Source organism: Streptomyces sp. NPDC002306, assembly GCF_053593435.1.
This window is the reverse complement of record NZ_JBSFCK010000018.1, coordinates 103,049-128,371: the sequence shown is the minus strand read 5'-3', so window position 1 is coordinate 128,371 and position 25,323 is coordinate 103,049. Positions and strand designations below refer to the sequence as shown.

Below are 25,323 nucleotides of genomic sequence, written 5' to 3'. Positions count from 1 at the left end.
CTCAAACGGCCGCCGCTCATGTGCTGCTCTGTTCGGCGCTGCCGACCACAGAGCATGCGCAGCTGGGACGGGCCGACGTGCGCGGCGCCACTCGATGACCGTTCCCTGCCTGTCACGTCCACCGGCCATCCGGACGCTGCCGACCCGCGGGCGCACCGCGGTGCTGGACACAGTGTGCCCGGCAGGAGATCGAACAAGCCGGGTGAACCCGTCCTCCGCTCCGTACGACACCCGGACTGAACCGCAGAAGGCCGCATGACGTCACGCCGAGACCCTGACGAACGATCCGCCGCCGCTGCCAGTGCTTTCCTGTCGGCCGAGGCAGCTCTGCTGGAGGCGCGCCTGCGCATGCTGCAGGAGGCCATCGATGATGTCGATGCACGCATCATGGCAGTATCCGCGAGTCTTCACCGCCTGACTTCCCCTGTTCATGACCGGAGTCGGGGCGGTCAGGCCGGCCGATGAGCCGGGGGGCCACGCAGGACATCCGCGGGCCCGGTACGAACGGTCAGGTCCACTCGCCGAGACGGACGGCCACCCTTCGCAACCCGTCTCTCGGCAGATCGCGCGATCACCCGGTTCCGAGGCCCGCGCGGGCAACGAAGTCACACGGTCCCGTCAGTCAGCCCTTCGTGATCGAGGGTGCAGGCGTGCCACTGTTCCGTGATACGAGTTACTGTCCGCTCGCTCTCAGCAGGACGTCCGCAAATGACCTTTCCGCAGTACAGGAGCGTGCTCGCTCGCCTCCTGTGTGTTGCGGTCACCGTCCGTTGACCTGGGCGCCCGTTTCGGTTGTCTACACCCTGGGTGACCCACTACATATAGTGTTGAGGGAGGGTAGGTTCGGTCGCGTCCGGGCTAGGCGGTACCAAGGTTGACTGGGCGCGGAAGAGTTGAAGATGAGAGGAACACATGGTCCCTGTATCTCAGTCGGCACGAAATGTTGAGATGACGGCTGAAAGCCTTCAGGTGGAGCTGGCACGCCTGCAGGTACAGAAGCAGGCGTTGGAACGGGAGCTGGCTGCGGTCATGGCGCATCTGGGCTCGGTGGAGCGCGCCCTTGGTGCCCTTGAGGCCCTGATGCCCGGCCCGGGCGCGGCAGCCTCGATGGTCGTCTCCCCTGCCGCGGGCCCGCAGCAGGGCCACATCGCCGCGACTGCCGGCCAACCGTCGGACGTATCGTCTCCCAGGCCCGCGGATGTCGAACGGAAATCGACGTTGCCCGTCCAGGAGCCGCAGGTCAGCGGGGAGAATGTCCCATCCGTCGACGATGCCGGCGAGCAGAGCAACTACGGCCGGCTCACTCACCAGATTCTGGTGTTCTTCGCCGAGACCGGCGAAGCCGACGTGAGGGCCCGCGATGTCGCGGCGGCTCTCGGCCGTGACTCCGACAGTGGAAGCGTCAACGCGGTCCGCAGCACGCTCGACCGGCTCGTGGGTACATCTCGCATCCAGCGCACCGGCCGCGGGCTCTACCGCGCCATCCGCTCATAGGTCTGCCTGGCCTGCACGGTCCTCGTCCGGCCCGGCCGACCAAGCCTGTCTGCCGACGGCCCTCGTCAGCGCACCGTCCTCGGGTGGTCCCGGCATGTCGCCACCGCACGAGTCGCCCCGTAAGGTTTTCGCACCACTGACAACCCGCGTACCGGCCCGCCGGCGCCGGGCGCCACACGGGGGGATCGTGTGGCGCCCGTCTACCGACCTGCGGGCTTCTCATCGCAGGTGCGCACAGGCAGCCGAAGCATCCTGAACACTTGTCATCAGCCTATCAAACTTGTTTTGACTACCGCCAACGTTGGATGTTGTGACGGTGGACACGATGCGCCTCATGTGGGTGAGGGTGCGGAGGTGAGCTGACACTGGTCCGCCGTTCGGCGTGACGGTCTCGTACGAGAGAACCGCAGGAGCCGCCTGCCCTCGCCGTCACCGTCTTACGTACCTGATCCGGACTGGTGAACGTCAGCCCGGCGGCCTTCGCCGCGGGCACGTACTGGGCCGGCCGACGCGTGCTCATTCCGCCACCCCCACCTGATCGCGTGTGACGCGCTGTCACGCGAACCCCAGGCGGAGCGTAGTGAGGCACATGGTCACGCAACTGCCGTTCGAGCTGAGTCCGTCGGAGACCGCATAGGCGCCGAAGCCTTCGCCCTGCACGCGGCCACCCCACCGCGCTGGGCCAACTCGCCGAGCTGAGAGAGATCTACTGTTGACCGCGATAGCTGGCCCTGGTGTCGCGACAACGGTGGTATTTTTTGCCACCGATTTACCTTGCCCACGACACCCCAGGGGGACCCCGATGACCACTCCGCCGCCGCCCGGCCACAACCCGTACAGCCACCCCGCCGCGCCGGCCCCCTCTCGCCGCGTGAGCGTCAAGGGCGCCCTCAGGGCAGTCGTCAGCGTCGTCGTGGTCGGCGTCGTCGTGTACGGCGGCTATACGACCTGGTTCGGGGGCGCCGCGACCGCCGACGCGGGTGACTGCCTGCACGCCGCCAACGCCACTGCCACCGGGGTGATATCCGTCGGCGACCCGGAGTTCGAGATCGTGGACTGCGGCACCCCCGAAGCCCAGTTCAAGGTAGCGAGCCGAGCCTCCGGCACGGACGGAACCTGCGACGGTCAGTACCAGCGCTACACCCAAGGCGGCGCGGGCCGGGACTTCACCCTCTGCCTCGAACCCCTCAAGTGAGCCCTCACACGACAGGCTGAGGGTTCCCGGTGTCGGCGGCCGGACGCCGACACCGGGAACCTCCACGCGAAGTGGCCGTGCGGGGTCGCCGAAGTACCTCTTCGCGAGGCAGAGCAGAGGCTGGATGTGGTGCTTGCCCGGGTGATGCTCTCGCCGCGGCAGGCTCGCGAGGGCCGGTCCCCCAGAGTCTCGAAAGCCGCGCGGAGCACCCCCCGTTGAGCCGCTCCGGCTGCTGATCCCACGTCCCGGCTTCGGCTAGGACCTCCAATTCGCGCGGCGTGAGCGCGGCGAGGTCACGGTGGAGGGCTGCGGTGTCGCCGCCGCGCTGAGCGAACCGCTGCACGAGGCGGCGGGTGATGGCGGGCGCGAGGAGAGCGTCGCTACTGCGGACCGTACGGACGGCCGCACGGTAGCCGCCGGTCAGACGTCGGCCGGTGTTCAGGGTTCCGTCATGGACGGCGAGGCGCTCGCGCAGGCCATCAGGCCCCGGACGTTTCCGGTGGGCGCCCACGCCCGGTCGTCCACCGGTGTCGGTGACTTCCACCCGGAGCTGTTCCGGGACGTATGCGACGGTCACGGCGGCGGTGGCGCCGCCGCCTGGGCCGCCAGGACCCGAACCTTCACGGCTCTGCGCACCGAATAGCAGGTCAGGTTCGAAACCCGTGCCCCCGACCCCCACCGCGAGGAGCGATGGGGGACCACGCGCTGGTTCCCGCCACCGGCTCTGGGACGCGGGAATCCCAACAGACCGCGGCCCCTTCCGCTCAAGGGCTGCCGCTACCGTCGTACGGGGAAGTGGCCTGGTAGGAGTAGGAGTTCGGTCCCGCGACCTACGACTCGGGACCGTTACGGAGGCCACCGCCCTCGCTCTACCGTGCGGGGATGGACCACACCACAGGCACGCTCGACACGTCCGGCACTCTCGACGAAGCATTGCAGCGACTGCACACCTCGGGACCCGAGCGCCACGGGTGGCTCAGCAACCACGGGCCGATGGCGGTCGAGGCCCTGGTCCGCCACGGTCAGGCCGGGAGCGTGCACCGGTGGCTGGACCACTACCGCCACAAGCTGGAGGACATGCCGAGCCTCAATACCCCTGTCAGCGGAGCCAATTGGCGTGCGGCGCTGGGTGATCCACGGCGAATCGGCGACTGGACGGCCTACTTCGAGCGGGAGACCGCCGAGCGGCCGTGGCGGGATGTCCTCGCCGAGTGGTGGCCCCGGCTGCTGCCGGGTATCGCCGCGGGCGCCACGCATCCGGTGATCCGGGTCGGTCATGCCGTACGCACCCTGCTGAGCGGTGACGCCGGTGGCCCGCGGGTCACCGAACTGGCACACGGGCTCGGCTACTGGGCGGCACGTCATCAGCTGTTGCCCGAGATCACCCTGTCCGGACGGACGCGCGGCGCGGCGGCTTCGCTCGACGCCGTACCGCTGGTCCCCGAGCAGAACGGCGGCATCCGGGACCGGTTCGCCCAACTGGCCGCCTTCCCCGACTGGGCCGCCGCCTCGACCTCGGACCCCGCGGCGGCCCTCGCGGGCCTGTCCGAGCTGGTCGCCGCGGCCGTGCACCGTTATGCCACGCACGGCTACGGCGAGCCGATCATGCTGGTCCATGCCGCGACGGCGCCCAACGCGGTCCTGCGTACCCTGCCCGCACTCCCCCGCGAGCTGTGGCCCGCCTCGCTGGCGGCGGCCTGGGCTGCGAGTGCGGCGGTCACCGCCGCGTACGCGCCGGCCGCTCCGGCGGTCTACGCCCCCACCGGCACCCTGACCGCCGAGGACATCTTCGAGCGCGCCGCCACGCACGGCGACGACCACACCATCAAGTTCGCGGACACGGCCCTGGACGTCGGCGACCAGGCGGCGCTGACCGCGGGGCTGCGGTCGATCGAACTCAACGAACCTGCCTTCTCAAAACGGTGAGTTGATCCATGACTGCAGTTTCCATACCGGTCGCGGGCAGCTGAGCCGACGGCACGGCGTGCGCCGTGGCGCCGGACGACGCGGCGGGTGCCAGGGTCCGAGGACCTTGGCACCCGCCGCGTTCGGGTCAGGACGGTTTACCTCAACGGTAGTTGGCGTACCACTTGAGGCCGCGGTGCAGGAACGCGCGCACCACGGTCTGCTGGACACTGTTGCCGGCCGCGTCCGTCGCGGTCACCCGCAGGGTCACGTACGCGTCGCCGTGGATGTACGACGGCCGCTGCAGGTCGGCGGTGAACTGCCCGTCGCCGCCGTGCCGCGTCGCCTTGACCGTCGTCCAGTTCTTGCCGTCCTCGTAGGACGCCTCGACCTTCAGCTTCACTCCGCGCGGGGCGGGCATCCCGTCCTGCATGCGGACGTTGAAGCCGACCTTGTGGGTGCGTGCCCGGTCCATCGCGTTCTTGGCGTCGACCGGTGCGACGTAGTCGAGCTGGAGCAGCGGCAGCATGGTCGCGCGGGCCGCGGTGTCCGAGTGGAACGTCCACGCCGTGTGCGTGTCGGTGGCGAAGTGCCAGTCGTCCGATTCACGTGCCGTCGTCAGGTCCAGCTTGTACGTGGCCTTGCCCGGGGGCACCTCGAGGTTGCCCCAGGCGCCGTTGTCGGACGCGGCGATCTGCTTGCCGTTGCGGTAGAGCACCGCGGTGGCGGTGTCGGGCACCGTGTCGAACCCGCTGCTCTTCGCCGCGGCCTTGCCCGTGCCGCCCTGGCCGCCGACTCCGCCGCCGAAGGCCGGCAGCTCGGAGAACGACCAGTGGCCGGTGCCGGAGTCGTTGAACTCCGGCACGTACACCGACAGGGTGTCGCCGTTGCGTACCGACTTCAGAGCGAAGCCGCGCGGGATCGACGGGCGGACCACCGCTCCGAACCACCGCTCCGTGGCGTGCTGGCCGGGCCGGTAGGTGTGCGGGGAGTCCTGCGAGCCGGCCTTCAGGGCGAAGTCGACGTTCCAGACGACGTTGTGGTGCACGGTGTGGTTCCACAGCGTGTCCGCGTCACTGCTGACGTACTCGAGGCGTTCCCGGCCCACCGGCACGTAGCGGCTGTACTGGTTCCACGCGGTGTCCTGGTAGGGCCGCCATCCGAACCGCTGCTCGCTCGCCCACAGCGAGGCGCCGGTGCGGGTGTAGGTGGCGCTGACCTGCGCGGTGTTGCGGTCCGAGACGGTGTAGACCATCTGCTGGGGGATGGAGCCCTTCGAGACCGGCATCACGTCGTAGAGATACGGGCTGTGCATGGTGCCGGAGAAGTCCAGGGTCGTGGTGCCCTTCTTGATGCGGTCCAGCAGGGCGCCGCCGTTCTTCCAGTTGGTCCGCATGGAGGGCAGTTCCAGGCGGTCACCGTCCGGCTGCCACCGGGTCCAGGCGGCACCTCCGGCGGGTTCCCAGGCGAAGAGCACCGCCTCGGCGCCGGCCGCGGCGGCGAGCTTGGAGAACCCGGCGTAGTCGCCCGTGGGCCAGGAGAACCGGGCCACGGCCAGCTTGCCGCGCACATTGCGCAGGTCGGGCGCCGTGACCGACCCGGCGTCCACGGCGGTCAGCCGGGCGCCCTGGTCGCCGAAGACCGGGGAGAACGGCTCGTAGTACGGGCGGAATCCCTGCGAGCTGCCGGAGATCTTCGCCAGCAGCTGCGGGGCCGTCATCTGCCAGCGCGTGGTGTATTCGAAGGCACCGTCGGTGACCGGAGCGGTGGGGCTGACGTAGAGATGGTTGACAGTGTCGAAGTACAGGGCGCCCTGGAGCAGGCCGTGGCCGTCGATCTGGCGGTACAGCATGGTGCTGATCACGCCGTGCTGCTCGGCGGGGCGGGGCGTGCGGATCTTCACCTCGGTGACGTCGGCGGCGTTCAGCGTCACCGTCGTGTCCTTGGTGACCTTGACCTCGGGGACGACGACGTCGCCCACCTGGTCACCGTCCGACGTCGTCTCGTAGAAGCCGGAGTTGAGGTAGTACGTGCCTTCCTCGACGACGGCGACCGCCGCGTCCCGGTCGGTGTACTGCGCCCAGCCGGCGGGGCTCCAGATGTTCGGCAGCGCGCCCGGCACGACCTGTCCGTCGCGGTCCCGGACGACCACGGTCAGCCGGTGCTGCGGGGCGTGCACCACGAGGGAGACCGTGGTGTGCGCCACCACGTCGCCGGCGGCGGACTTCGCGGTGACGTATCCGTAGAAGTTGCCGCGGACGGCGTGCGTCGCGTCGGTGCGCAGTGGCACGTCGGCGGTGGCGCCCGCGGCCAGTCGCACGGTGTCGGCGCCCAGGCTGACCACTCCGGCCGGGAGCGCTCTGCCGGTGTCGGTGGCCAGGCCGGCCGTCAGGGAGAGGGTGAGCGGCTGATCGCCGGTGTTGGTGTAGTGGATGGTGGCGGTCTGCCGCTGCCCGGCCGCGCCGCCGATGTACAGCGGGTCGAGGGTGACGGAGCCGGTGGCCGTGACGGCGCCGATGGCCGTGGCGAGGTCGATGCGACCGCCACCCTGCTCGGTCACCTTGGTGCCGGGCACCACGTGGGCGGTGCTGGTCAGGGCGTCCTTGAGCTGCTGCGCCTGCCAGTCGGGGTGCTGCTGGGCCAGCAGGGCCGCGGCGCCGGCGACGTGCGGGGTGGCCATGGAGGTCCCGGACAGCGAGACGTAGTTGGCGTCGACCGGGTCGCCCAGGGTGGTGCCGGCCGCGCGGGCGGCGACGATGCCGACGCCGGGGGCGGTCACGTCGGGCTTGACCGCGCCGTCGCCGAAGCGCGGGCCACGGCTGGAGAAGGGGGCGAGGGAATCGTCACGGTCGACGGCCCCCACGGTCAGCGCGGCGTCGGCCGCGCCCGGCGTGCCGACGGTGGACATCCCCGGGCCGTCGTTGCCCGCCGCGACGACGAAGAGCGTGCCGGTGGAGGCGGTCAGGGTGTTGACGGCCTCGCTCAGCGGGTCGGTGCCGTCGGTCTCGATGGACGCGCCGAGACTCATGTTGACGACCTTGGCGTGTTCGCCGGTCGCCCACTCCATGCCGGCGATGATGCCCGACTCGTCGCCGAAGCCGTTGTCGTCCAGCACCTTGCCGATCAGCAGGTCGGCCTTGGGGGCGACTCCGCGGCGGGTCCCGCTGGACGCCGCGCCGCTGCCGCCGACGATCGAGGCGACGTGCGTGCCGTGCCCGAAGTGGTCACCGGTGTTCCCGCTGCCGGAGAAGTCCTTGGCCTCCGCGATGCGCCCGGCGAGGTCGGGGTGACTGGCGTCGGCCCCGGTGTCCAGCACGGCCACCTTGACGCCCTGGCCCTCGTAGCCCGCCTTCCAGGCGGTGGGGGCGTTGATCTGCGCGGTGCTGCGGTCCAGCAGTGCCTTCACCTTGCCGTCCAGGGAGATCCGCGGGGTGACCGCCGCGCGGGCGGCGTCCGAGGACGTGCCCGGGGTCAGGGTCTTCCAGAACGTGCCCAGGTCGCCGTCGGCGATCCGCAGCGATCGCGCGTGGATGCTCTCCAGGTCGCGCGAGGGGGTCGCGGCCGCCTTGAGCGCGACGAGCCGGTCGGCCGTGGCCGTGGCGGCCTTCGACGCCTGCGCCGTGACGCGGGCTCCGGCCCGTGACGGCACCGGCCGCGAGGAGACGATCAGCGGCAGCGCGGTGGAGTGGGCCTCGTCGTAGCCATCGGCGATCAGGGCCGTCACATCGAACAGGCGTCGGTCGAGGGTGCCCGCGGACACCAGCCCCTGGGCGTCGAACGGCATCACGGTCAGGGCCTTGTCGTCCCCTTCCAGCGTCCGGAAGGGAATGTGCTCGCGTCCGGGGCCGGGCTGCACCGACGCGGTGTGCCGGCCGCCGGGCAGCGTCGTCACGGTCACCCGGTCGCCCGTCACCAGCCGTACGGTCGCGGAGTGGGCCGCCGGCTCGGCGGTGGGACGGGTGGCGGTCCCGGTGCGGTCCGGCTGCGCCGCGGACGCGGCCGGCACGGCTCCGGCGACCAGCATCAATCCCGCTGATATCGCCGCCTTCAGGCGGTTTCTGAGCATGGGTCAGGTACCTCTCGTATGACTGGAACGGTCGGGCTGGGATCCCCGGCGCTGTCCGGCTGGGGACGGGGCACCGCTCAGAAGGTGAGCTTCCAGCTGTTGATGTGGCCGCTGTCCAGGTGGTAGGCGTCCTGGACCTTCAGCTTCCAAGTGCCGCTGGCGGTCTCACCGGAGGCATTGACGGTGTAGGTGGCGACGACGTTGGCGGCCGAGTCGAAGCCGTTGGACTTCTTCAGGTGGTAGAGGCTGCCGTCCGGGGCGACCAGGTCGACGACCAGGTCACCGCGGTAGGGGTGCACGATGTTCACGCCGACCGCCAGGGTGCTCGGCGCGTTGCCCGCCCGGCCGGCGACCTTGATGGTGGAGTACACGGCCGCGCCGGCGTCCGGGACCGGCACGTCGGTGGTGTTCGTGAAGACGTTGCCGCCGACCGTGGAGATCCCCCAGCCGAAGGTCGCCGAGCCGACGACCTTGGAGGAGTCGGTGGCCTTGACCGTCACGGTACGAAGGCCGACGGCGGTGGGCGTGCCGGAGATCAGGCCGGTGCTCGCGTTGATCGACAGACCCGCCGGGAGGCCGGTGGCGGCGTACGTCAGCGCTCCGGGGTTGTTGCTGACCGCCTGGACCTGGAGGCTCACGGGGGTCTTGACGACCGTGTTCTGGTCCGCGGGCTTGGTGACCGTGACGCGGGCGACGACACCGATGGCGGCCCAGGTGTCGGCGACCGTCTTGTAGGTGGCGCTTCCGGCGCCCCACAGGTCGGCGGCGGCCTGCAAAGTCTGGGTCCGCGCGCCCGAGTAGTCGGTGGTGGAGGTGAAACGCTCGGTCAGGGCCTTGTACCAGAGCTTGGCCGCGTTCTCCCGGCCGATGCCGGGCACCGCCACACCGTCGGCGGTGGGGCTGTTGTAGCTGACGCCGTTGATCACCTTCGCCCCGCTGCCCTCGGACAGCAGGTAGAAGAAGTGGTTCGCGGGGCCGGACGAATAGTGCACGTCCAGATTGCCGACGCCGGGGGACCAGTTGTCAGGCGAGACACCGTCCCGCGAGGGCTTGTCCTGGTAGCGCAGCGGGGTGCCGTCACCGTACAGGTCGATCTTCTCGCCGATGAGATAGTCGCCGGCGTCGGCGGCATTGTCGGCGTAGAACTCCACCGACGTGCCGAAGATGTCCGAGGTCGCCTCGTTGAGACCCCCGGACTCACTGCCGTACACCAGACCCGCGGTGGCGGCGGTGACACCGTGGCTCATCTCGTGACCGGCCACATCGACCGAGGTCAGCGGGTGCTTGTCACCGGCGCCGTCGCCGTACGTCATGCAGAAGCAGCCGTCGTCCCAGAAGGCGTTCTCGTAGCCGACGCCGAAGTGGGTGCGGGAGTAGGCGGCGACACCATCGTTGCGGATGCCGCTGCGGCTCATCACGTTCTTGTAGAAGTCCCAGGTGACCTGCGCGCCGTAGGCGGCGTCGACACCGGCGGTCTCGGCGGTGGACGGCGAGCCGTCACCCCAGGTGTCGGTGGAGTTGGTGAACAGGGTGCCGGTACCCGAGCCCCCGTGGCCGAGGTCGTACGTCTTGTGCCCGCCACGGGTGTTGTCGGTGAGGCTGTACGTCGAGCCGGACAGCGTGGTCCCCAACGTGACCTTGCCGCTGTACTCGCTGTTGCCGACGCCGGTCTCGATCCCCTGGTACTCGAACAGCCTGGCACCGGTCGTCGCGTCCGAGATGACATGCAGCCGGCTCGGCGTGCCGTCGTCCTGCAGACCTCCGACCACGGACTCCCAGGCCAGGACCGGGGCTCCGGAGGCCGCCCAGATCACCTTGCGGGAGCTGGTCACCGCCGGGCTGGTGGCCCCGACGGCCTTGGCGCGGCCTATCGCGAAGGCCTCCGCCGAAGCGGCGGACCGGGTCGCGGTGGTGCTCCGCACGCTGATGAGGGCGTTGGTGGCCTTGTCGGCCCCCTTCGAGGTCCCGTCGGCAGCCGTGTGCACCACCAAGTCGCCACCGAGGACCGGCAGACCCGCGAAGGTGCGCTCGTAGCGGGTGTGCACGGAACCGTCGGCGTCCTTCAGGACAGACTTGGGAATCAGTTGCTCCTGCGCTCCCAGGCGCAGCGACCGCGCGGTGGCCGCTCGGCTCGCCAGAGCCGTCCCGAGGAGCTTCGCCTGCTCCGCGGCCGAGAGCTGGACGGGCAGTGCGCCCGCCCGGGGCTGGACCCGGACCGCACTGGCGTGCGCCTGGGGCGTACCGGCCATCGCGGCGCCGGACGACGCGGTGACAGCGAGCACCGTGGCGCCTGCTATCAGCGCGCCTGCGACCGACTTGCGAGCAGTTCGTCTCACTCGGACTCCTTCTGCGGCGGCCACGGGATGGCGGCCGGTGAACAGCCCGGGCAGCCGGCTTTCGGCGCTGCCCGGTTGGAACTGACGGCGTGGATAGGCCCCATGTGGCCGCTGTGTCAGGCGATCACCGCGCTGTAAGACACCGTGCGCACAGCAAGGGATGAAACTCTCCGAAAGGATTGGTTAAAAGAGCCTGAAGCGTCACTAGCCACGGGTGTCGTAACTGCGACATGTCTCATTGGCGCCACGCGTCGACAGCACGCCGCCGCGACACTGTTCGTGCAACGTGACCGTAAAGAATGTAAAGAATTACGTGCGTCCGGTCCCGAAGGAGGGGCCTGCAAGGTCGGCCCCGACCCACTCACCGGCGCGATCCGCGCCGACACCCTCTCCTGACCGGCAACCTCATCCGGCCTGGTCCGAGCCACTTGTGTGCTCCCCACACGGCCGGATGCCCCGTCGCCGCGCTGCTCCTGCCGAGGGAGGGGCGATACCAAATCGCGGCACGCATACGCCCGTTGGGGTGGCGCGCCGTCGACCGGCACAATTGCGTCGCGAGATTATCCGTTCCCGTATATCCGGCAGATCCTGACGGCGGCGGCGGAAACGAATGGCGTTCACCGACGCAGGCACGGTACGAAACAACCGTACTGTATTGCAGAGTTGGCGCCGAAGACGGTGCGGCGCCTAGTCGGCGTGGTCGAACTCCGGCCGGGACAGCAGGCGCGTCGCCGGCCCGCCACGAAGCGGCTCATCACTGCTTCTCTGCCGCCATGCGCCGGCAGGGCGGGACACCGGCTGAGCTGACGCCTTGGGCCGGCCTGCGGTGTTCGTGCCGCCGGTGTCGTCCGCGGGCCACGAGCGGTCCTGCAATCCGCGCCATCCGCGGAAAGGCCGGCGCCTCGGTCCCGCTCGTTGGCCAGGTGTGGCCGCGAGGTCGCGCGACGCGCTGGGCCCGCTGTCGGTCGATGCCCGGTTGCGGCGGTCGAGGGGAGAGCGGGCCCGCGCACATGGCTCTCCGGACGCGGCCGACCACCTCGTGAACGAGGTCCTGGCCGTCGCCGCGTCCGGGTGGCCGCCGTCAGCCGGTGTGGAGTGCGGTCCCAGCGGCGACGTGGACGGCCACGGCGTCGGGCTCGGCCGGGGCTGTCTACCTGCGTGGTCGTGAAGGGCGGTCGCCTGCGCGGCGAAGCACTCCACGAGCCTTCAGCCGGACGATCGTCCTGGACTGTAGGTGAGGGGATCCGGGGACACGGTCCCCCCTACCACCACGTCTGAACGTCCGTGTCGGCGCCATGATTCAGCGCTTACGGGCCACGATGGCGGCGTTCGCCCCGGCCGCGACGAGCGGCACGGTGGTGGTGTCGGTGAATCCGGCACCGGCCAGCCAGTCAGCGTATTCGGCGTGGGTGTAGTTGTGGCCGGAGCGCGTCTCGATCAGCATGTTCAAGCCCATCAGGGCGGCGGGGGCCGGTCCGGTCTCGTCGTCGTCGAGGACGAGTTCGCAGATGATGACCGCGCCGCCCGGAGGCAGTGCCGCGTGGCACTTGGCGAGCAGAGCGCGACCCGTGGCCTCGTCCCAGTCGTGCAGGATCATGCTGAGCAGGATCACGTCGTGGCCTTCAGGGAGGGCCGGGTCGGCGAGGAAGTCACCGTCGTGGGTGGAGACGGCGTCCTCGAGGCCGAGACCGGCGATCTTCTCGCGAGCCATGGCGGTGACACGCGGCAGGTCCAGGACGGTCGCCCGCAGGTGGGGATAGCGGCGGCACAGGCCGACGGGGAAGGCGCCGGTGCCGCCGCCCACGTCGAGGAGCCGGCGGTGAGACGTGAAGTCGTGGGCGTCGGCGAGGGCGTCGGCGGTGAACGAGGACAGCGTGAACATCGCCCCCCAGAAGTCCCGGAGGATCTCGGGGTCCGCCGTGACGAAGGCGGACTCCTGGGTGTCGGGGTCCCAGGTGGTCGGACGGTTGGCGAGCAGGGCCTCCTGAAGGTGGTGCCAGGCGGGGTAGGCATGCCGGTCCGAGTACCGGACGAATCCGCCGAACCAGTGCGGTCGGCCCTCGACGAGGAAGTGCTCCGCCGTCTCGCTGTTGCGGTAGCGGTCGTCCTCACGCACGAGCAGGCCGAGAGAGGCACAACTGGCCAGAAGCATGCGGGCCGGCCGGTGGTCGAGACCCAGAGCCGCGGTCAGTTCGGCGGCGTTCGCGTCGCCCAGCCCGGACAGGGTGGTGAACAGGCCGAGGTCGACAGCGGCCGCCAGCGCTTTGAACCGCCAGAAGCCGGTGGTGAGTTCCATCAGCGGAATGGGGGTGAGGGCGGGGGCGGGCACTGCGGCGGACGGGCAGGAGGCGGCCGCCAGGGGCATGGTCGACATCGTGGTTTCCGATCGGGGTCGTGGTGGGCCGAAGCACTACGTGTGAACACTTACAGTAGTTGTGTAAACGCAAGACGTGACATTTCGTGTGGGAGATTCTGTGACTCATGGTGCAAAACTTTACGAGTCGACCATGCTCCGGCTGCCGCTCCCCAACGAACTGCCCGCCGGGACAGCCACCGTCGGACGGTCGCTGACCGCGCTGTTGGAACGCGCGCCCGTGGCGTACGAGGCCGCGATGGGCGACGAGCCAGGCGCAGTCGAAGCCCGACGGGCGCTGCTGGACTGGGCGACGACAGCACACGGCGCCGACGGACTGGTTGTCCTCGAGCCGCCGGCCGGCAGCCGCATTCACGACCGGCACTTCGACGTGGAGCGGGTGCGGGGCGACAACGCCGCCCTGCTCGCAACGGCCGTCCTCGTCAGCGACTTGCTCGTGCGGGAGGACCTGGCCACAGCCGGGACCACCCTCGACGCAGAATCCGGCGAGCTGTTGGGCGTCACCGCCTTCCTCACCGGCGGCCTGTCGATGCCCTCCAAGGACCGCGAGTGGGCGCCCGCCGACCCCTCCGCGGCGGCGCACCTGCGCTGGCTGATCGGGCACCAGCGCTTCTTCGTCGTGCTCCAGTTGCTGAGCTCGGCCCTGTCCGGGGTGGACCAGGCGGCCGGCACCGCGCGGGAGGAGGAGGCGGTGCGAGAGTTCACCTGGCTGTGCCGCAATGCCTCGGCCTCCATGCGCTACGCCGCCGACTTCCCCCCGCACTGGTACGGGGAGGTGCGGGACACGATGGTGCCGCCCGCCGTGAACGCCGGATTCAGCGGGCTGCAGACCCGCGACCACCAGCATCTCGTGGCCGTCATGCGCACACTGAAGCGCGGCGGCGGGCTGGACCGCCTGGCGCTCAGGTCGGCCGACGCCGTGCACGCGGGCGTGAGCCAGCTCTACACCGCTCACGTCTGGGTCTGCGACCGATTCGGCGGCTCCACCGAACCCAGTCTCCTGATGGCCCAGACCCGCCAGGGCGTCGACCGGCCCGCCGTCGGCCAGATGCCCGGAACACCGGACTCTCGCGCGCAGGCGGCCGGCGCGCGCACTCGGGCCGAGAACTCAGAATCACGCACCCAGGCCGACATCTTGGAGTCACTCACGCAAACCGAGACCTCGGGATCGCGCACACAGGCCGAGACCTCGGAGTCACTCACACAGGCCGATACCTCAGGGTCGCGCACTCGGCCCCAGGACGGCGTAGCGCCTGAGAGCGGTGTCGTGGCGGCGCGGAAACTCGCCGATCAGCGACTGCGGCAACTCGTGCGCGGGCAGGACTGCGAGCGCTGACCCGGCCCCGACCGCTCTTCGCACGAGAGACCGGAGAAACGGTTCGGGAGACAGAACCGACCAGACCCTCGCCTACGTGCGTCGCCCTCGCCTGAGCCCCGTTGTGTCCGACTCCCCGGCACAGGCGGGGCGGCGCACCTCTTCGTCACGATCCAGGAGACCCAGGTGCCCTCCCCCGAGTCCGACCCCACCATCCTCGTCACGGACAAGCCGTGTCCCTCCTCCGCGCAGGGCACGCCGTCGATGCCCCCGCCCGCTCTGCCCGCCGCAGTGAAATGCGCGTCCTGCGTGCCCACGACCGAAGGGAGTTGCGGGGACGCGGCGCCGCAGCCAGGGTCCGACGTGGAGACGGGACGGTTCAGGCCCCGGAAGGTGGCCGGAGTGCTCCGGCCCACCACCGTCGCGCAGGTGGTGGCGGCAGTGCAGGCAGCCGCCGTCGGCAACTCCGCGCTGCACCCCGTCTCGACCGGCCGGAACTGGGGACTCGGCTCACGCACCCCGGTACGCGACGGCGCCACCGTGCTGGACCTTTCGGGACTGGACCGGATCCGGGAAATTGACATCCGTCGCGGGTACGCGATCGTGGAGCCCGGCGTCACCCAGGGCCGGCTCGCCGCCCACCTCTCCGGGACTCCTCGGATCCTCAACCTCACGGGTTCCTCTCAGCAGACGGCGGTGATCGGCGGCCTGCTGGAGCGGGGCGTCGGTCTGCTGCGGGGGCGCGCGGAGGACCTGGCCGGCCTCGAACTCGTCCTCGCCGACGGCACGATCGCCCGCACGGGCTGGTGGCCGGGCACCGCGGGCACGGTGGTGCGCCCGCACGGACGAGGCCCCTCCCTGAACCATCTGTTCACCCAGTCCGCCTGGGCGGTCATCACCGCGGCCGCCGTCCGCCTCCTCCCCCGCCCAGCCGCCGTGCGCGTACTGCCCCTGCTGCTGGACGAGCGGGAACCGGAACGCGGGGTGGACACCCTGCGAGAGTGGACCGAGCAGAGCCTGATCCCCGCGAACACGAAGATCTACGACCCGGTCGCCGCCCGCACCTACGGGACACCCGGTCGATACCTCGCCCACGTCTGCCTCGCCGGAGACCAGGACATGGTGCGGGCGACGACGGAGATCATCACCGAACGACTACGGGACCGTACGAGGACAGGACTCACCCTCGGCCCGGAGCAGGCCGCCGACCGATGGGTGCAGCAGGCCTACGCGGGCGACGCCGACCCGCACGACACACTCTTCCTGCGGAAAACGGGCCACTGCGCCCACTGTCTGGACCGGGCACGCGGACTGCTGCTTTTCCTGCCCATCGTGCCCTTCGAAGGCACAGCGGTACGCAGGGCGGCCGCACTGACCCGCGCATGCCTCGCGGGCTCGACGACAGCGCCGGGCATCACGATGAACGTGCTGGACTCCCAAGCCCTGGACCACGTCGTCACCCTCGGATTCGCACCGGAGAACCCCACAGCGGTACGGGACGCCCACCACACCCTCGACCAGTTGCACGAAGCCTTCGCAGCCGAGGGATTCGCCGTCTACCGCACCGACATCGACCACCCTGTGACACCGACCGGGCCAGGGCCGGACACGGTCCTCCGCGACCTGCTCGGACACCTACTGGACCCACACGGGGTACTGGCCCCAGGCCGCCACTGAACTCCTGACGAGACGCCGGCACGGCCGACGCGTCAACCGCGCCGGACCGCGCATGAACGGTTCACTGCCCGACGCGTATCACCCGATAGCTCCAGATACCCGCCACTCAGGGCATCGTCCCGCGCACCCCGCCCGGGCGCGGCAAGTCGCAGGTCCCTCCGCCACGGCGCCCCTCCGTTCCAGGCAGCCCATCAACGCACCCGAGTCATCAAGCACGACCAGGAGACCGCAGCCCATGGAGCCCTCTCCCCGCCTCTGCCGCGCCGTCGGACCGGCACACCCGGAGTGGCACACCGTCCACGCGTTCCTCGGATGCGGGTGCACCGACCCCGATCCGGCCGCGTGCACCGGAACTCCCGCCGACCACCCGGGCGCCGGGCCGTGCGGGCCGACCCAGGCCCATCACCAGTGCTCGTGTCACCAGATCCGGACACAAGCCGAGTACCACAAGATCCGCACAGCGGTCGCCGCACGCGAACTCAACGCCTCGCAGGTGCTTTACGACTTCAGCGCTGCCGCGGACCGGTCGCCGCACCCGGACGGCGGCCTGTGGGCTGAAGTCCTGAAGTGGGCGTCCACCCGCATCCGGGGCGGACACGAGAGCATGCTCGCCGACCAGGACTTCGGAGAGCGCTTCGGCACACACCCCTACCGCGCCAGTTGGGCACAGCCTGACCCGCCGCTCTGAACCGCCCCGACCACCGGAGCCGAACATCATCACCGATGATCTGCTGACGGCTTCACAAGGACCATTCCCACAGTGCTCCACTCCGGTCGACGCGGAAGCCCAACGACTCGTTGACATGCAGCATCGCGGAGTTGCCGACCGCGTTCCAGGTCGCCACGGTCGCCAGCTCGGGCTCGTGTTCAACGGTCCACGACAGGTTCGCGCGCTTGAGGACCGCTCCCAATCCGTGGCCCCGGTGCGACGGCAGCACCATCGTGTCCCACTGGCTCGCATGCCGCTGATGCGAGTCGGCCATGCCGAGCGCCGAGTACCCGACCAGCAGACCGGTACGCCGATGCCGTACGGCGGTCAGGTAGGTGCGGTAACCCCATGCGTGCAGAGCCGCGTAGAGCCCCTGGACCTTGTCCTCGTCGAAGTCTTCAGGCACCTCGTCCCCGCCGGAACGCGCAGCCTCTTCGGCGGCGAGACGGGACGACATCGCGGCGAACGCCGCCCGGTGCTCTGCGGGTACGCCGCCTCGCCACTGCAACAGCTCATATCCCGTGCCGGTACCGCTGTCGGCGCTCGACCCGGTCGTGACCGTACGCAGCGACAGCCGCTGATAGCCCAGGCCACGCGCCGCCCTGGTGGCCTCGGCGAACGCATCACCCGGACCGGCGCCGTCCACAGGGCCGGACGTGAAGACCCTCAATTTCTGGACACCAAGTCCCGACAGGTGGCTCGTCGCCGTGGCCAGGAGCCGGCTCCCGACACCCACACGGCGGGCATCCGGATGAACCACGAAGTGCACCACATCCGCTGCCCGTCGCCGGTCGGCTTCCGGCACGCCGATCGCGCACAACCCCACCGGCAGGCCCCCCACCCACGCGCCCCAGGCCAGCACGGAGTTCCCGGGCCGCGGATGGATCATCTCCCCGAGAAAGGCCCTCCCGCAGGACAAAGGACCGTCCGGAAGGTCCACAGCCTGCGCTTGCCGGTGCAGCCGATGGAACTCCCCCAAAGCGTGCTCTTCATCGAGGCGCAACGACTCGATCGAGACGGAATCGCGGGTCATGAACGATGATCTCCTGCCGGGCTGTGCGTGCCTTCCCCAGTCGCCAAGTGAGGCGCGACGGTCCAGTCGCCGACACAACCGCATCGAAGCCCAGTTCACCGCCACGCGCCAAGCGTGGTCGGGATCGGGGTTGGGGTCAGGGCTGGGGAAGGTCTTCCAGAACGGCCACGAGCCTACCCGCTGACGGAACGGAGCCCGGCAGGCCTTGGCGTGATCGTGATCATGTACGCGCAAGGCCGGCCGCCCGTAGCCTGCCGACGTGGCTGATACCTGGGACGAAGAGACACTGATCGCGGACGGGTTCGAGTGTGTGTTCGTCGAGCTGGAATGGTATGACGGCCCTCGCGAGGGCATCGCCGATGTCAACGGCGTCCCGCACTACTTCCACAGCCATGATTACGACCGCCTCGACGACGCTGGCGAGTACTGCGTCTGGCCCGCCAGTGAGGACGCTCTGGCGCTGGAGCAAGAGCAATGGTCGATCTTCGTCAGGTGGAATGAGCGGCACAAGGCGGGGGCAGTCGGACCGGACAGCCACCCCGGGCACGGGGGGATCGACGTGCGATACGACGAACTGACCGCGTTGCTCACACAGCACCGTCAGGCACCCGACGAAGTACGGCAGTTGCTTGCCCAGTGGCGATTCGTCAACGGTGTTCGCTACCGAATCGACGGGGTCGACTATTGGGGCAAATGGAGTCCTTTTGGTGCAGCCGCTGTTGATCATTAGGTGGTAGGCGGACAACCGCCGATCAAGCGGTGGCCTTGGATGCCAGCGTAGGCTCCTGCTCATCGGCAGGAGCCCTTCGACTGCCTGATGAGTCAGGTCGCGGGCGGGTTCAAGGGGATCGAACCCCGGCGTCGGATGCGGCGGCTGGTGCTCGGGCTCTTTCGGACCTGCCGCGCAAGAGCTGCTGGACCATCGCCGAATGGGCCGGGGCCACTACCCCGGACGGTATGCAGCACCTGGTCGGGCGGGCCAAGTGGGACGCCGACGCCGTCCGCGACAACGCGCGGCTACGTGCTGGAGCATCTGCGCGACAACCAGGCGATGCTGGTGGTCGACGAGACCGGTGACGTGAAGAAGGGCGCCGACACGGTCGGCCTCCAGCGCCAGTACACCGGAACTGCGGCAGGATCGAGAATGCTGTCGGCGATCAGGCAATTCCCGGCCCAGACCGGTGTTGGCGTCACGTAATTGGCTCTGGCCGGAGTTTCGTGAAAGGCCAGGTCATTGGACTGGGGGTACGTGGGATCCAGCGCCACTGCGCAGGTCCCTACCCAGCAGCCACCACCTGGCCGGCCGCGACCTGGGGAGGGTTGGGGAGCAGTGAGGCGAGGTTGGCCCGGACGAAGTCCGCCGCCTTCCTGGTCGACTCCTCGGCCCCGGCCTGGTCTTCGAAGACGCCGGTGGAGACCATCACTCCGTCCCCGGCATCGACCCAGTAGTAAGCCACGAATCCGGGGACCTGGCGCAGGATCGCCACGAACCCCTCGTTCACCCGGCGTCCCGCCTCGGCAGGGTCGCTCACCCCTTCGTAGCGCCGAACTACTGCGTACATAGCTGCTCTCCTCATGGGTCCCCGAGGTCACCTTGCGTGACATGGCATACCCCCATCGCGAGTCTCCCGCTCGCGGGACGTCGAAAGAGCGCCCGGGCAGGTGTATTGGTGATCCGGACCGGGTCTCTGCTGTGACCAGGGCTGGGCAGACCGAGGCTTCACGGAACCGCGGGCAGAGCCACGTAATTCCCCACCTTGACGTTCACGGAATTCCCCAGGGGGACGGCGATCGCCGGACGTCGTCCACTGGTACGCGGGCCGCTCGAACCAGGGGTGGCATAAGGTCGCAGCCATGGCCCATCCGCTTCCTTCCCCGGTGTTGAGAGAGTTCCTGGCGACACTCCGTCGCGGGGACGAACGCTCGGGAGTGGTTGCGTCGATCGAGAACTTCGGCGTCTTCGTGGACCTTGATGGAGCCCCCGAGCCTTCGGTGGGCTTCATTCCTCCACCGGAGGTCTCGTGGAAGTGGATCTCTTCCTGCGGAGAGGTCGTGACGATGGGCCAACGGGTGACCGCGGCAGTCCTGGGCGTGGACGCCGAGATGCGCGGGCAGGCTGTCCTGTCCCTCATCGCCCTCCAGCCGAACCCCTGGCTGGCATGGGTCGATCAAGTCGGCAGCGTCCTGCAGGGACGCGTCACGAGGCTGGTCCCCTTCGGAGTGTTCGTGAGCGTTGATGACGGCATGGACGGTCTACTCCACAACTCCGAGTTGTCACAGCTGGGCGGCGACCGCGACATCCAGGTCGGCGACGAGCTGACGGCACGGATCGCCGAAGTAGACCCGGCACGGCGCCGCATCCGCCTCTCACTCCCGACCGAGCACACGGCAGCGGACTGACACGGCGGCTCGCCTGGACCGCCTCAGCCGGACAGCCCCTGGGGAATTGCGTGATCGTCCACAAATACCCAAGCCGTCGCTGTCATGCCTGGTCTACGCAGGTCAGCGAGGGCACGCCGAAGCGAACCCGGAACTGTACGTGCCGCGCTACTGGACTGCCGACCGACCCTGACCGCTGCCTCGCTGCCGGCCTGGTCGAGAAGGCACATCCACTCTCGCGCACGCGATCCTCGCTGTCGTCCGAGGAGCCATGGTCAAGAGTGAGTAAGCTGATTTCAGCTCTCGCTGCGGTGGTTGAGACCGATCCTGGCAGTATTACGGATCCGCTTGGTGCGGCTTGCATCGGCGAGGATCTCGATGGCCGCGATGTTCGTCCCGGCAGCGGTCTTGAGCTGGAGCCAGTTGGATGACGCGAGCAGGTCCTCCGGCTGCCAGGGCAGCTTGAGCGTGATGGCGCGGAAGAGTGACCACTCCCGCAGGCGCTGAGCCAGGAAGGGGTGGTCGATCGTGGCCTGGGTCATCGCCTGCGCCCACCCCTCGTAGGCGGGACCGAGGTAGAGGCCGACGGCTCGACGGTCCAGGTGCCGCAGCACAGCGGACCGGGCCATCGTCCGGTCCGGATCAGTGAGCACACGGCTGACCAGGTCAGCCTCGTTCACGTCGGCAACGTGCTCCAACTTGTCGAGGTAGGCCGCGAAGCGGACGTGCTCGTCCGGGTCCTGCAGGATGTCGTGGACGTTCATGCAGCCCGCTCCTCACGCTCGACCAGGACGCCCTTCTCGAACCGTGCACCGGCGCGGACCAAGGACGCCAGGTGGGCTCCGATGATCGCAGGCCATCGGGCCTGAGCCGACCCGGCCAGCTTGAACACCATCGTCGGGGCGGCCGCCGGGCTGCCCGCGCCGCAGGTGGTCGTGGTGCGGAGCTTGACCGTGGAGAACGTCGACTCGGTGGAATTGGTGGTCCGCAGACACCTCGGTGAGCGCCCGCCACAGGCCCATGACCCCGTCACCGATGACCAGCTCGGGGTCGCGCATGCCGCCTCGGCGGCAGTCGCGCAGCAGGTCGGCCCACGACTCGGTGGACTCGCGCAGGCCTCGACCAGGGCGACCAGCCCCTTCGTACCGCCCAACCGAACCCCGCGCAGGACCAGGACGCACGAATGGGCCTGGCCCAGCCGGACCTTCGGGGTGCACGCCGTCAGCCCGCACGTAGACGAAGCCGCGATCCGGCAAGTCACGATTCTGAAAGGCGGCGTGGCCCTCGCTCCGCTGCCTGGTCAGCCGCGCGAGGTCCAGCGCCTCTTCCCTACACTCGTCCTCAGGCCCGTTCACGACGTCGACCGCCGGCTCGACTGGTCCCATGGGCGACGCCGCCACCAAGCCCGATCGCAGGTCGGCCACTGTCGACTACAAGCCGCCCGAGCGTGAAGATCACGACCTACGGCTGAAGTGGGTCGGCAGGGTGCCCCTGCCACCCGCCTAGGCTGGCGCCATGGACAACCGGCTCGCTCACGAGGGAAGCACCTTCATCAACTTTCGGCACCACATCCCGGATCCGAAGGAGCACGGGTTTCGGTGGGTCGACATCAAGCAGTTCCGCCTCTCTGCTGAGCCCGGGGACGATAGAGGGCTGCTTGCCGCACTGATTGGGCATGAGCAGTTCCGCGACGACTATGCAGGTGGTGGAGTGCTGTCGGAGGGACTCCGGCACGGTCCCTATTGGCTGCGGTTGATCACTCCCTACCTCTATGAGCCCGTCACCCAGGACAAGGCTGTGCAGATCCTGCGGGAGTGGGTGGACCCGCCCCAGGACCTGCCCACCGAGTTGGAGGCAGCTCTGCAGCGGGAGGTGTTCGACCGGCTGACCGCAACTGACGGCATCTACTACCTCAGCGAACTCGGTGATGAGGCGATTCACGACTGGGGGCGTGTACACGAGTACTTCCACGAGTTTGTGCTCATCGACCGCTCAGCTGGGCAGATCACCCTCGTCGTCGCGGCCGACGACTGAGCCAACCAAGCTGAAGTGCGACCCGTCGGCGGCGGACCGCTTTCCCACACGCAGCGCCGCCCGCGCTCCGTTGAGGTGCGCAGCATGACCGCCCAAGCCCCGGCCTGTCCCGAGTGCGGCCAGCCCATGAAATCCGGTGGCTTCGCTCTTTCTGCGCGCGAGGACGAAGGCCTGCGGGCGTGCCGGTCGTTGCGGAGGTGCGCCGGTCGACATCTCTGGTGGCGCTGGGCCGACCGGCCAGAGGAACCCTGGGAAGCATGCCCGGGGCCGCAGTTGTTCCGCTGACATCAACGCCCGCCAGACGGCGACGACATACAGCAGTCACGCATGACACCGGCGCACGAGGCAGGCCCCACCAGCCCGACCTGAGATGGCCTCCTCAACCGATGGCTATTCGCCCACCTGTCGTACGCGGGCGCAGGTGCGGAAGTGGGGTCGCACAGTCCCGGGCCGGCTTCTCCGAGGGAACAGTCCGATCCGAACTGCTCGCGCGAGGTATCCCGCCGCTCCCTTGCCGGCGCGGACCGAGACGGCGCCGCCCGGCGAACCTGCACACGGAGAAGGGCTGCGACGCTGACCGCACGTGCGGTTGGCTCCGCAAGCGGGGCATTCGACACCGCATCGCCCGCTGAGGAATCGAGTCGTGCCATCGGTGTTCGGCCAAGACAAAACTCTGGCGACGGCAATGATCCGGCTGGATACGCTGGCCTTTCATGACCAGCTGAAAGGTGCCGCCGCAATGAGCCAGTACTTCGATATCGGCGACGAGACACTGTGGAATCCGTCCAATGGAGCGTCCCGTATGTTCCAGCGCCACGTAGCAGTCTTCGAAGCGGAGTTGGAACTCCCATCGGGCATCGGACTGATGGAGAACGACGAGTGCCAGATCAGCCCTGCGACCTTCGAAACCTTCGTCAACGCCCTGCTGGCGAAGCACCGAGGAATGAGCCACGCCGTCTGGCTCGCGCTCTCCGAAGGCTTCACTGCCACGGTGTTGGTCCTTGCGGAGCGCGCTGGGATCAAGGTGGACTGGGCACGGCACGGAGCCTCCCCGGAAACCCCGCTCGAAGATGTGCAGGTTTTCACCGTCACTGGGATGTCCACCCCTGCGGAGGGCGCGGCTTGGGCTACGGCCCTGCGCGCGAAGGCACAGGAACTGGGCCGGTGCATGCCCCGCTGACCGCGGCAACCGCGCACGAAACCGCCCGAGGCTGAGAATCATCCGTCAAGCGTCGGATACCTTCGCCATCGATCGATCGGCCGGGAAACCGCTATCCGCTGTTCTCCGCGCGATCTGGTGCGCTTCCTGATGTACTTGTGGTGCGTACCTCTTCGAACCACAGGCGGCAACTACTGGAAGGCACAGTCGCAAACAGCGCTGAAATCTCAGTCGTCGGCTGGTAGGTCGTGTCCCGTCGGCAAGTTCGGATCGTGCATATCCTGGGACAACTGCTCCGCCAACTGGGCGAGTCCCTCACCACGTCCCAGGGCGAAGCATCCGTGAGCCTCGAACCGGGCATGCTCCAAGGCAGCAGCCCGAGCGGCATCCTCGCTTTCGTACCGCGTCAAGTTGCGCCGCTCGTACCCTTCAGGTTTGCCCGGCCTCAAGGGCCCAGCAGCCTTTCCAGCCGTGTAGGCCAGTACCTCCCTGGATGTTGAGCCCAGGAGCCATAGCCACTTCGGCCCCACAGCGACAACGCACCCGCTTTCCGCGATATACGACGGGAATTGCTGCGACCACATACCCACGGGGCTGTAGCTCTCCGCATATCGACGACTCAGCGTGGACGTTTCCTCGGCGGCGTCGACGCAGGCGCTCTCTGTCGGCTTCGAAATCTCCGCCGAGGCACCGGCCCATCCGTCGGGTGCGCGCATCAGCTTCGGTGCCAACCCGGGTGCTGCAATTGTTTGTCAAGGCAGGTGAGTTGGCGCGGAGGTCGATTGACCCGGTGAACGTTACAGGTCCGACGCGTCGATCCAGCAAATCGTCGCTACCAGATCTGGCGCCTTGTCGGTCGCTTCGGCTGCCAGCAGGGCCCAGTCCCGGCAGTCAGCCACGATTCGATCCCAGGGCAGCCGACGGTCAACCTGCCAGTCGATGCCCGGACCGTGGCCTCCGAACGCCCCGCGATCGAGGTTGACCTGCCAAACCTGGAAATAGAGAATCGCCTGACCGTGAACGGCAAGCTCCTCAATGACTTCGGCGAGGTGAACTGTCGGTCAGGCCGGATCCAAGCACTCCACCGACCGTCGCAACGCAGCAGCCCTGGGTGGGAGCACGACGTCACGGGCACCGAGTTCACTCAGCGCCCAGCGAAGGGCCACTCCTTCGCTGTCGTCCGGGGCTTCGCCTCGCCGCCGAAAGGCTTCATTGGTGCGCTGAAGTCCCGGCACTGCACGTTGATTGCCCAGGTCGGCCAAGGCTTCGGCCGCCCATTGGCGAACGGTGGAGTTCTCGCTGTCCAGCAGGTCGACCAGCACGTCACCCGGCTGCGGATCCCGTAGCGCACTGACGACCTCGATCGCACACAGTTGTCCGAAAGGTCCCAGGCCAGGCACTGCTGCGATCAACTCCTCCAGCACTGCTGACCCCATAGCGATCAGCGCATGCTGGGCATCCTCTGCCACCTCGCTCGATTCCGCATCCAGTTCGCCAACCCGCCGGGCAATCATGCCGTCCATCTCCCTGAGTCTGGCTCGGCATCACCCACCATGGCCACTCGATAAACCACCCGTCCCAGGCCCACGACAAGGTGGCCGGCTCGCACCGCGAACGACCGGACGCTCGGTCACAGCATGCAGGGAC

At 69.0% G+C, this 25,323-nt stretch carries 17 protein-coding genes and 4 pseudogenes; 12 read left to right on the top strand and 9 right to left on the bottom strand.

Going from position 1 to position 25,323, the window contains the following annotated elements; all coding sequences use genetic code 11:
* The first annotated feature begins 912 nt into the window (after positions 1-912).
* Both ACWCQK_RS28500 and ACWCQK_RS28495 read left to right on the top strand, forming a co-directional pair.
* Positions 913-1,494: a hypothetical protein gene (locus ACWCQK_RS28500; protein ID WP_451159708.1), complete on the top strand. Its 582-nt coding sequence runs from the start codon at positions 913-915 to the stop codon at positions 1,492-1,494.
* A gap of 802 nt (positions 1,495-2,296) precedes the next feature.
* Complete coding sequence (locus ACWCQK_RS28495; protein ID WP_451159706.1) at positions 2,297-2,689, top strand: LppU/SCO3897 family protein; 393 nt, start codon at positions 2,297-2,299, stop codon at positions 2,687-2,689.
* Positions 2,690-2,945: 256 nt separating this feature from the next.
* On the opposite strand, the pseudogene ACWCQK_RS28490 reads toward ACWCQK_RS28495, so the two are convergent.
* A pseudogene (locus tag ACWCQK_RS28490) lies at positions 2,946-3,095 on the bottom strand (DNA-binding response regulator); the annotation flags it as partial.
* A gap of 476 nt (positions 3,096-3,571) precedes the next feature.
* Here ACWCQK_RS28490 and ACWCQK_RS28485 point away from each other — a divergent pair.
* Positions 3,572-4,615, top strand: coding sequence for a questin oxidase family protein (locus tag ACWCQK_RS28485; RefSeq protein WP_451159704.1), 1,044 nt, complete (start codon positions 3,572-3,574; stop codon positions 4,613-4,615).
* Between the two features lie 142 nt (positions 4,616-4,757).
* Here the strand turns inward: ACWCQK_RS28485 and ACWCQK_RS28480 are convergent, their stop codons facing one another.
* The 3 genes from ACWCQK_RS28480 to ACWCQK_RS28470 all read right to left on the bottom strand — a co-directional run bounded on the left by ACWCQK_RS28480 (position 4,758) and on the right by ACWCQK_RS28470 (position 13,370).
* On the bottom strand, positions 4,758-8,660 hold the full coding sequence (locus tag ACWCQK_RS28480; protein ID WP_451159702.1) for a S8 family serine peptidase: 3,903 nt from the start codon (positions 8,658-8,660) through the stop codon (positions 4,758-4,760).
* A 77-nt stretch (positions 8,661-8,737) separates the two neighbouring features.
* On the bottom strand, positions 8,738-10,996 hold the full coding sequence (locus tag ACWCQK_RS28475) for a M4 family metallopeptidase (protein ID WP_451159700.1): 2,259 nt from the start codon (positions 10,994-10,996) through the stop codon (positions 8,738-8,740).
* Positions 10,997-12,296: 1,300 nt separating this feature from the next.
* Entirely contained in the window at positions 12,297-13,370 is a 1,074-nt protein-coding gene (locus ACWCQK_RS28470) for a methyltransferase (RefSeq protein WP_451159698.1), read from the bottom strand.
* 133 nt (positions 13,371-13,503) lie between these two features.
* On the opposite strand from ACWCQK_RS28470, the gene ACWCQK_RS28465 reads away from it, so the two are divergent.
* The 3 genes from ACWCQK_RS28465 (at position 13,504) to ACWCQK_RS28455 (ending at position 17,050) form a co-directional block, all read left to right on the top strand.
* Positions 13,504-14,706 carry a hypothetical protein gene (locus ACWCQK_RS28465; protein ID WP_451159696.1) on the top strand — a complete coding sequence of 401 codons (1,203 nt, stop codon included), beginning with the start codon at positions 13,504-13,506 and terminating at the stop codon, positions 14,704-14,706.
* 165 nt (positions 14,707-14,871) lie between these two features.
* A complete protein-coding gene (locus tag ACWCQK_RS28460) occupies positions 14,872-16,362 on the top strand; it encodes an FAD-binding oxidoreductase (protein ID WP_451159694.1) in 1,491 nt (496 codons plus the stop codon).
* A gap of 235 nt (positions 16,363-16,597) precedes the next feature.
* Positions 16,598-17,050 (top strand): hypothetical protein, encoded by a 453-nt coding sequence (locus ACWCQK_RS28455; RefSeq protein ID WP_451159692.1) that lies wholly within the window; start codon positions 16,598-16,600, stop codon positions 17,048-17,050.
* A gap of 52 nt (positions 17,051-17,102) precedes the next feature.
* Here ACWCQK_RS28455 and ACWCQK_RS28450 read toward each other — a convergent pair whose 3' ends face one another.
* A complete protein-coding gene (locus ACWCQK_RS28450; RefSeq protein WP_451159690.1) occupies positions 17,103-18,104 on the bottom strand; it encodes a GNAT family N-acetyltransferase in 1,002 nt (333 codons plus the stop codon).
* A 259-nt stretch (positions 18,105-18,363) separates the two neighbouring features.
* On the opposite strand from ACWCQK_RS28450, the gene ACWCQK_RS28445 reads away from it, so the two are divergent.
* A complete protein-coding gene (locus tag ACWCQK_RS28445) occupies positions 18,364-18,834 on the top strand; it encodes a hypothetical protein (RefSeq protein ID WP_451159688.1) in 471 nt (156 codons plus the stop codon).
* An 87-nt stretch (positions 18,835-18,921) separates the two neighbouring features.
* Positions 18,922-19,236, top strand: a pseudogene (locus ACWCQK_RS28440) (transposase); the annotation flags it as partial.
* A gap of 145 nt (positions 19,237-19,381) precedes the next feature.
* Here ACWCQK_RS28440 and ACWCQK_RS28435 read toward each other — a convergent pair.
* On the bottom strand, positions 19,382-19,666 hold the full coding sequence (locus ACWCQK_RS28435; protein ID WP_365770400.1) for a hypothetical protein: 285 nt from the start codon (positions 19,664-19,666) through the stop codon (positions 19,382-19,384).
* Between the two features lie 292 nt (positions 19,667-19,958).
* Between ACWCQK_RS28435 and ACWCQK_RS28430 the strand changes: the two genes are divergently transcribed.
* On the top strand, positions 19,959-20,504 hold the full coding sequence (locus ACWCQK_RS28430) for a S1 RNA-binding domain-containing protein (protein WP_451159686.1): 546 nt from the start codon (positions 19,959-19,961) through the stop codon (positions 20,502-20,504).
* Positions 20,505-20,779: 275 nt separating this feature from the next.
* Here ACWCQK_RS28430 and ACWCQK_RS28425 read toward each other — a convergent pair whose 3' ends face one another.
* The gene (locus ACWCQK_RS28425; protein WP_451159684.1) at positions 20,780-21,247 is read right to left on the bottom strand and encodes a hypothetical protein; all 468 of its coding nucleotides are present in this window, start codon (positions 21,245-21,247) and stop codon (positions 20,780-20,782) included.
* Positions 21,244-21,796: pseudogene (locus ACWCQK_RS28420) on the bottom strand (transposase); the annotation flags it as partial. The pseudogene ACWCQK_RS28420 and the gene ACWCQK_RS28425, both read right to left, overlap by 4 nt.
* Between ACWCQK_RS28420 and ACWCQK_RS28415 the strand changes: the two are divergent.
* The 3 genes and pseudogenes from ACWCQK_RS28415 to ACWCQK_RS28405 form a co-directional block, all read left to right on the top strand.
* Positions 21,794-21,934, top strand: a pseudogene (locus ACWCQK_RS28415) (IS701 family transposase); the annotation flags it as partial. The pseudogenes ACWCQK_RS28420 and ACWCQK_RS28415 overlap by 3 nt on opposite strands.
* Positions 21,935-21,998: 64 nt before the next feature.
* Positions 21,999-22,517, top strand: a complete 519-nt coding sequence (locus ACWCQK_RS28410) for a hypothetical protein (RefSeq protein ID WP_451159682.1) — start codon at positions 21,999-22,001, stop codon at positions 22,515-22,517.
* 739 nt (positions 22,518-23,256) lie between these two features.
* Positions 23,257-23,697: a DUF6086 family protein gene (locus ACWCQK_RS28405; protein WP_451159740.1), complete on the top strand. Its 441-nt coding sequence runs from the start codon at positions 23,257-23,259 to the stop codon at positions 23,695-23,697.
* A 1,040-nt stretch (positions 23,698-24,737) separates the two neighbouring features.
* On the opposite strand, the gene ACWCQK_RS28400 is transcribed toward ACWCQK_RS28405, so the two are convergent.
* Complete coding sequence (locus tag ACWCQK_RS28400) at positions 24,738-25,199, bottom strand: HEAT repeat domain-containing protein (protein ID WP_451159680.1); 462 nt, start codon at positions 25,197-25,199, stop codon at positions 24,738-24,740.
* Positions 25,200-25,323 lie beyond the last annotated feature (124 nt).

Bases quoted from the DNA above. Each gene is read 5' to 3' on its own strand.
- ACWCQK_RS28430 (WP_451159686.1), top strand. From the start codon at position 19,959: ATGGCCCATCCGCTTCCTTCCCCGGTGTTGAGAGAGTTCCTGGCGACA.
- ACWCQK_RS28470 (WP_451159698.1), bottom strand. From the start codon at position 13,370: ATGTCGACCATGCCCCTGGCGGCCGCCTCCTGCCCGTCCGCCGCAGTG.
- ACWCQK_RS28500 (WP_451159708.1), top strand. From the start codon at position 913: ATGGTCCCTGTATCTCAGTCGGCACGAAATGTTGAGATGACGGCTGAA.
- ACWCQK_RS28435 (WP_365770400.1), bottom strand. From the start codon at position 19,666: ATGTACGCAGTAGTTCGGCGCTACGAAGGGGTGAGCGACCCTGCCGAG.
- ACWCQK_RS28455 (WP_451159692.1), top strand. From the start codon at position 16,598: ATGGAGCCCTCTCCCCGCCTCTGCCGCGCCGTCGGACCGGCACACCCG.
- ACWCQK_RS28425 (WP_451159684.1), bottom strand. From the start codon at position 21,247: ATGAACGTCCACGACATCCTGCAGGACCCGGACGAGCACGTCCGCTTC.
- ACWCQK_RS28405 (WP_451159740.1), top strand. From the start codon at position 23,257: ATGAGCCAGTACTTCGATATCGGCGACGAGACACTGTGGAATCCGTCC.
- ACWCQK_RS28495 (WP_451159706.1), top strand. From the start codon at position 2,297: ATGACCACTCCGCCGCCGCCCGGCCACAACCCGTACAGCCACCCCGCC.
- ACWCQK_RS28485 (WP_451159704.1), top strand. From the start codon at position 3,572: ATGGACCACACCACAGGCACGCTCGACACGTCCGGCACTCTCGACGAA.
- ACWCQK_RS28465 (WP_451159696.1), top strand. From the start codon at position 13,504: ATGCTCCGGCTGCCGCTCCCCAACGAACTGCCCGCCGGGACAGCCACC.
- ACWCQK_RS28400 (WP_451159680.1), bottom strand. From the start codon at position 25,199: ATGGACGGCATGATTGCCCGGCGGGTTGGCGAACTGGATGCGGAATCG.
- ACWCQK_RS28410 (WP_451159682.1), top strand. From the start codon at position 21,999: ATGGACAACCGGCTCGCTCACGAGGGAAGCACCTTCATCAACTTTCGG.
- ACWCQK_RS28480 (WP_451159702.1), bottom strand. From the start codon at position 8,660: ATGCTCAGAAACCGCCTGAAGGCGGCGATATCAGCGGGATTGATGCTG.
- ACWCQK_RS28450 (WP_451159690.1), bottom strand. From the start codon at position 18,104: ATGACCCGCGATTCCGTCTCGATCGAGTCGTTGCGCCTCGATGAAGAG.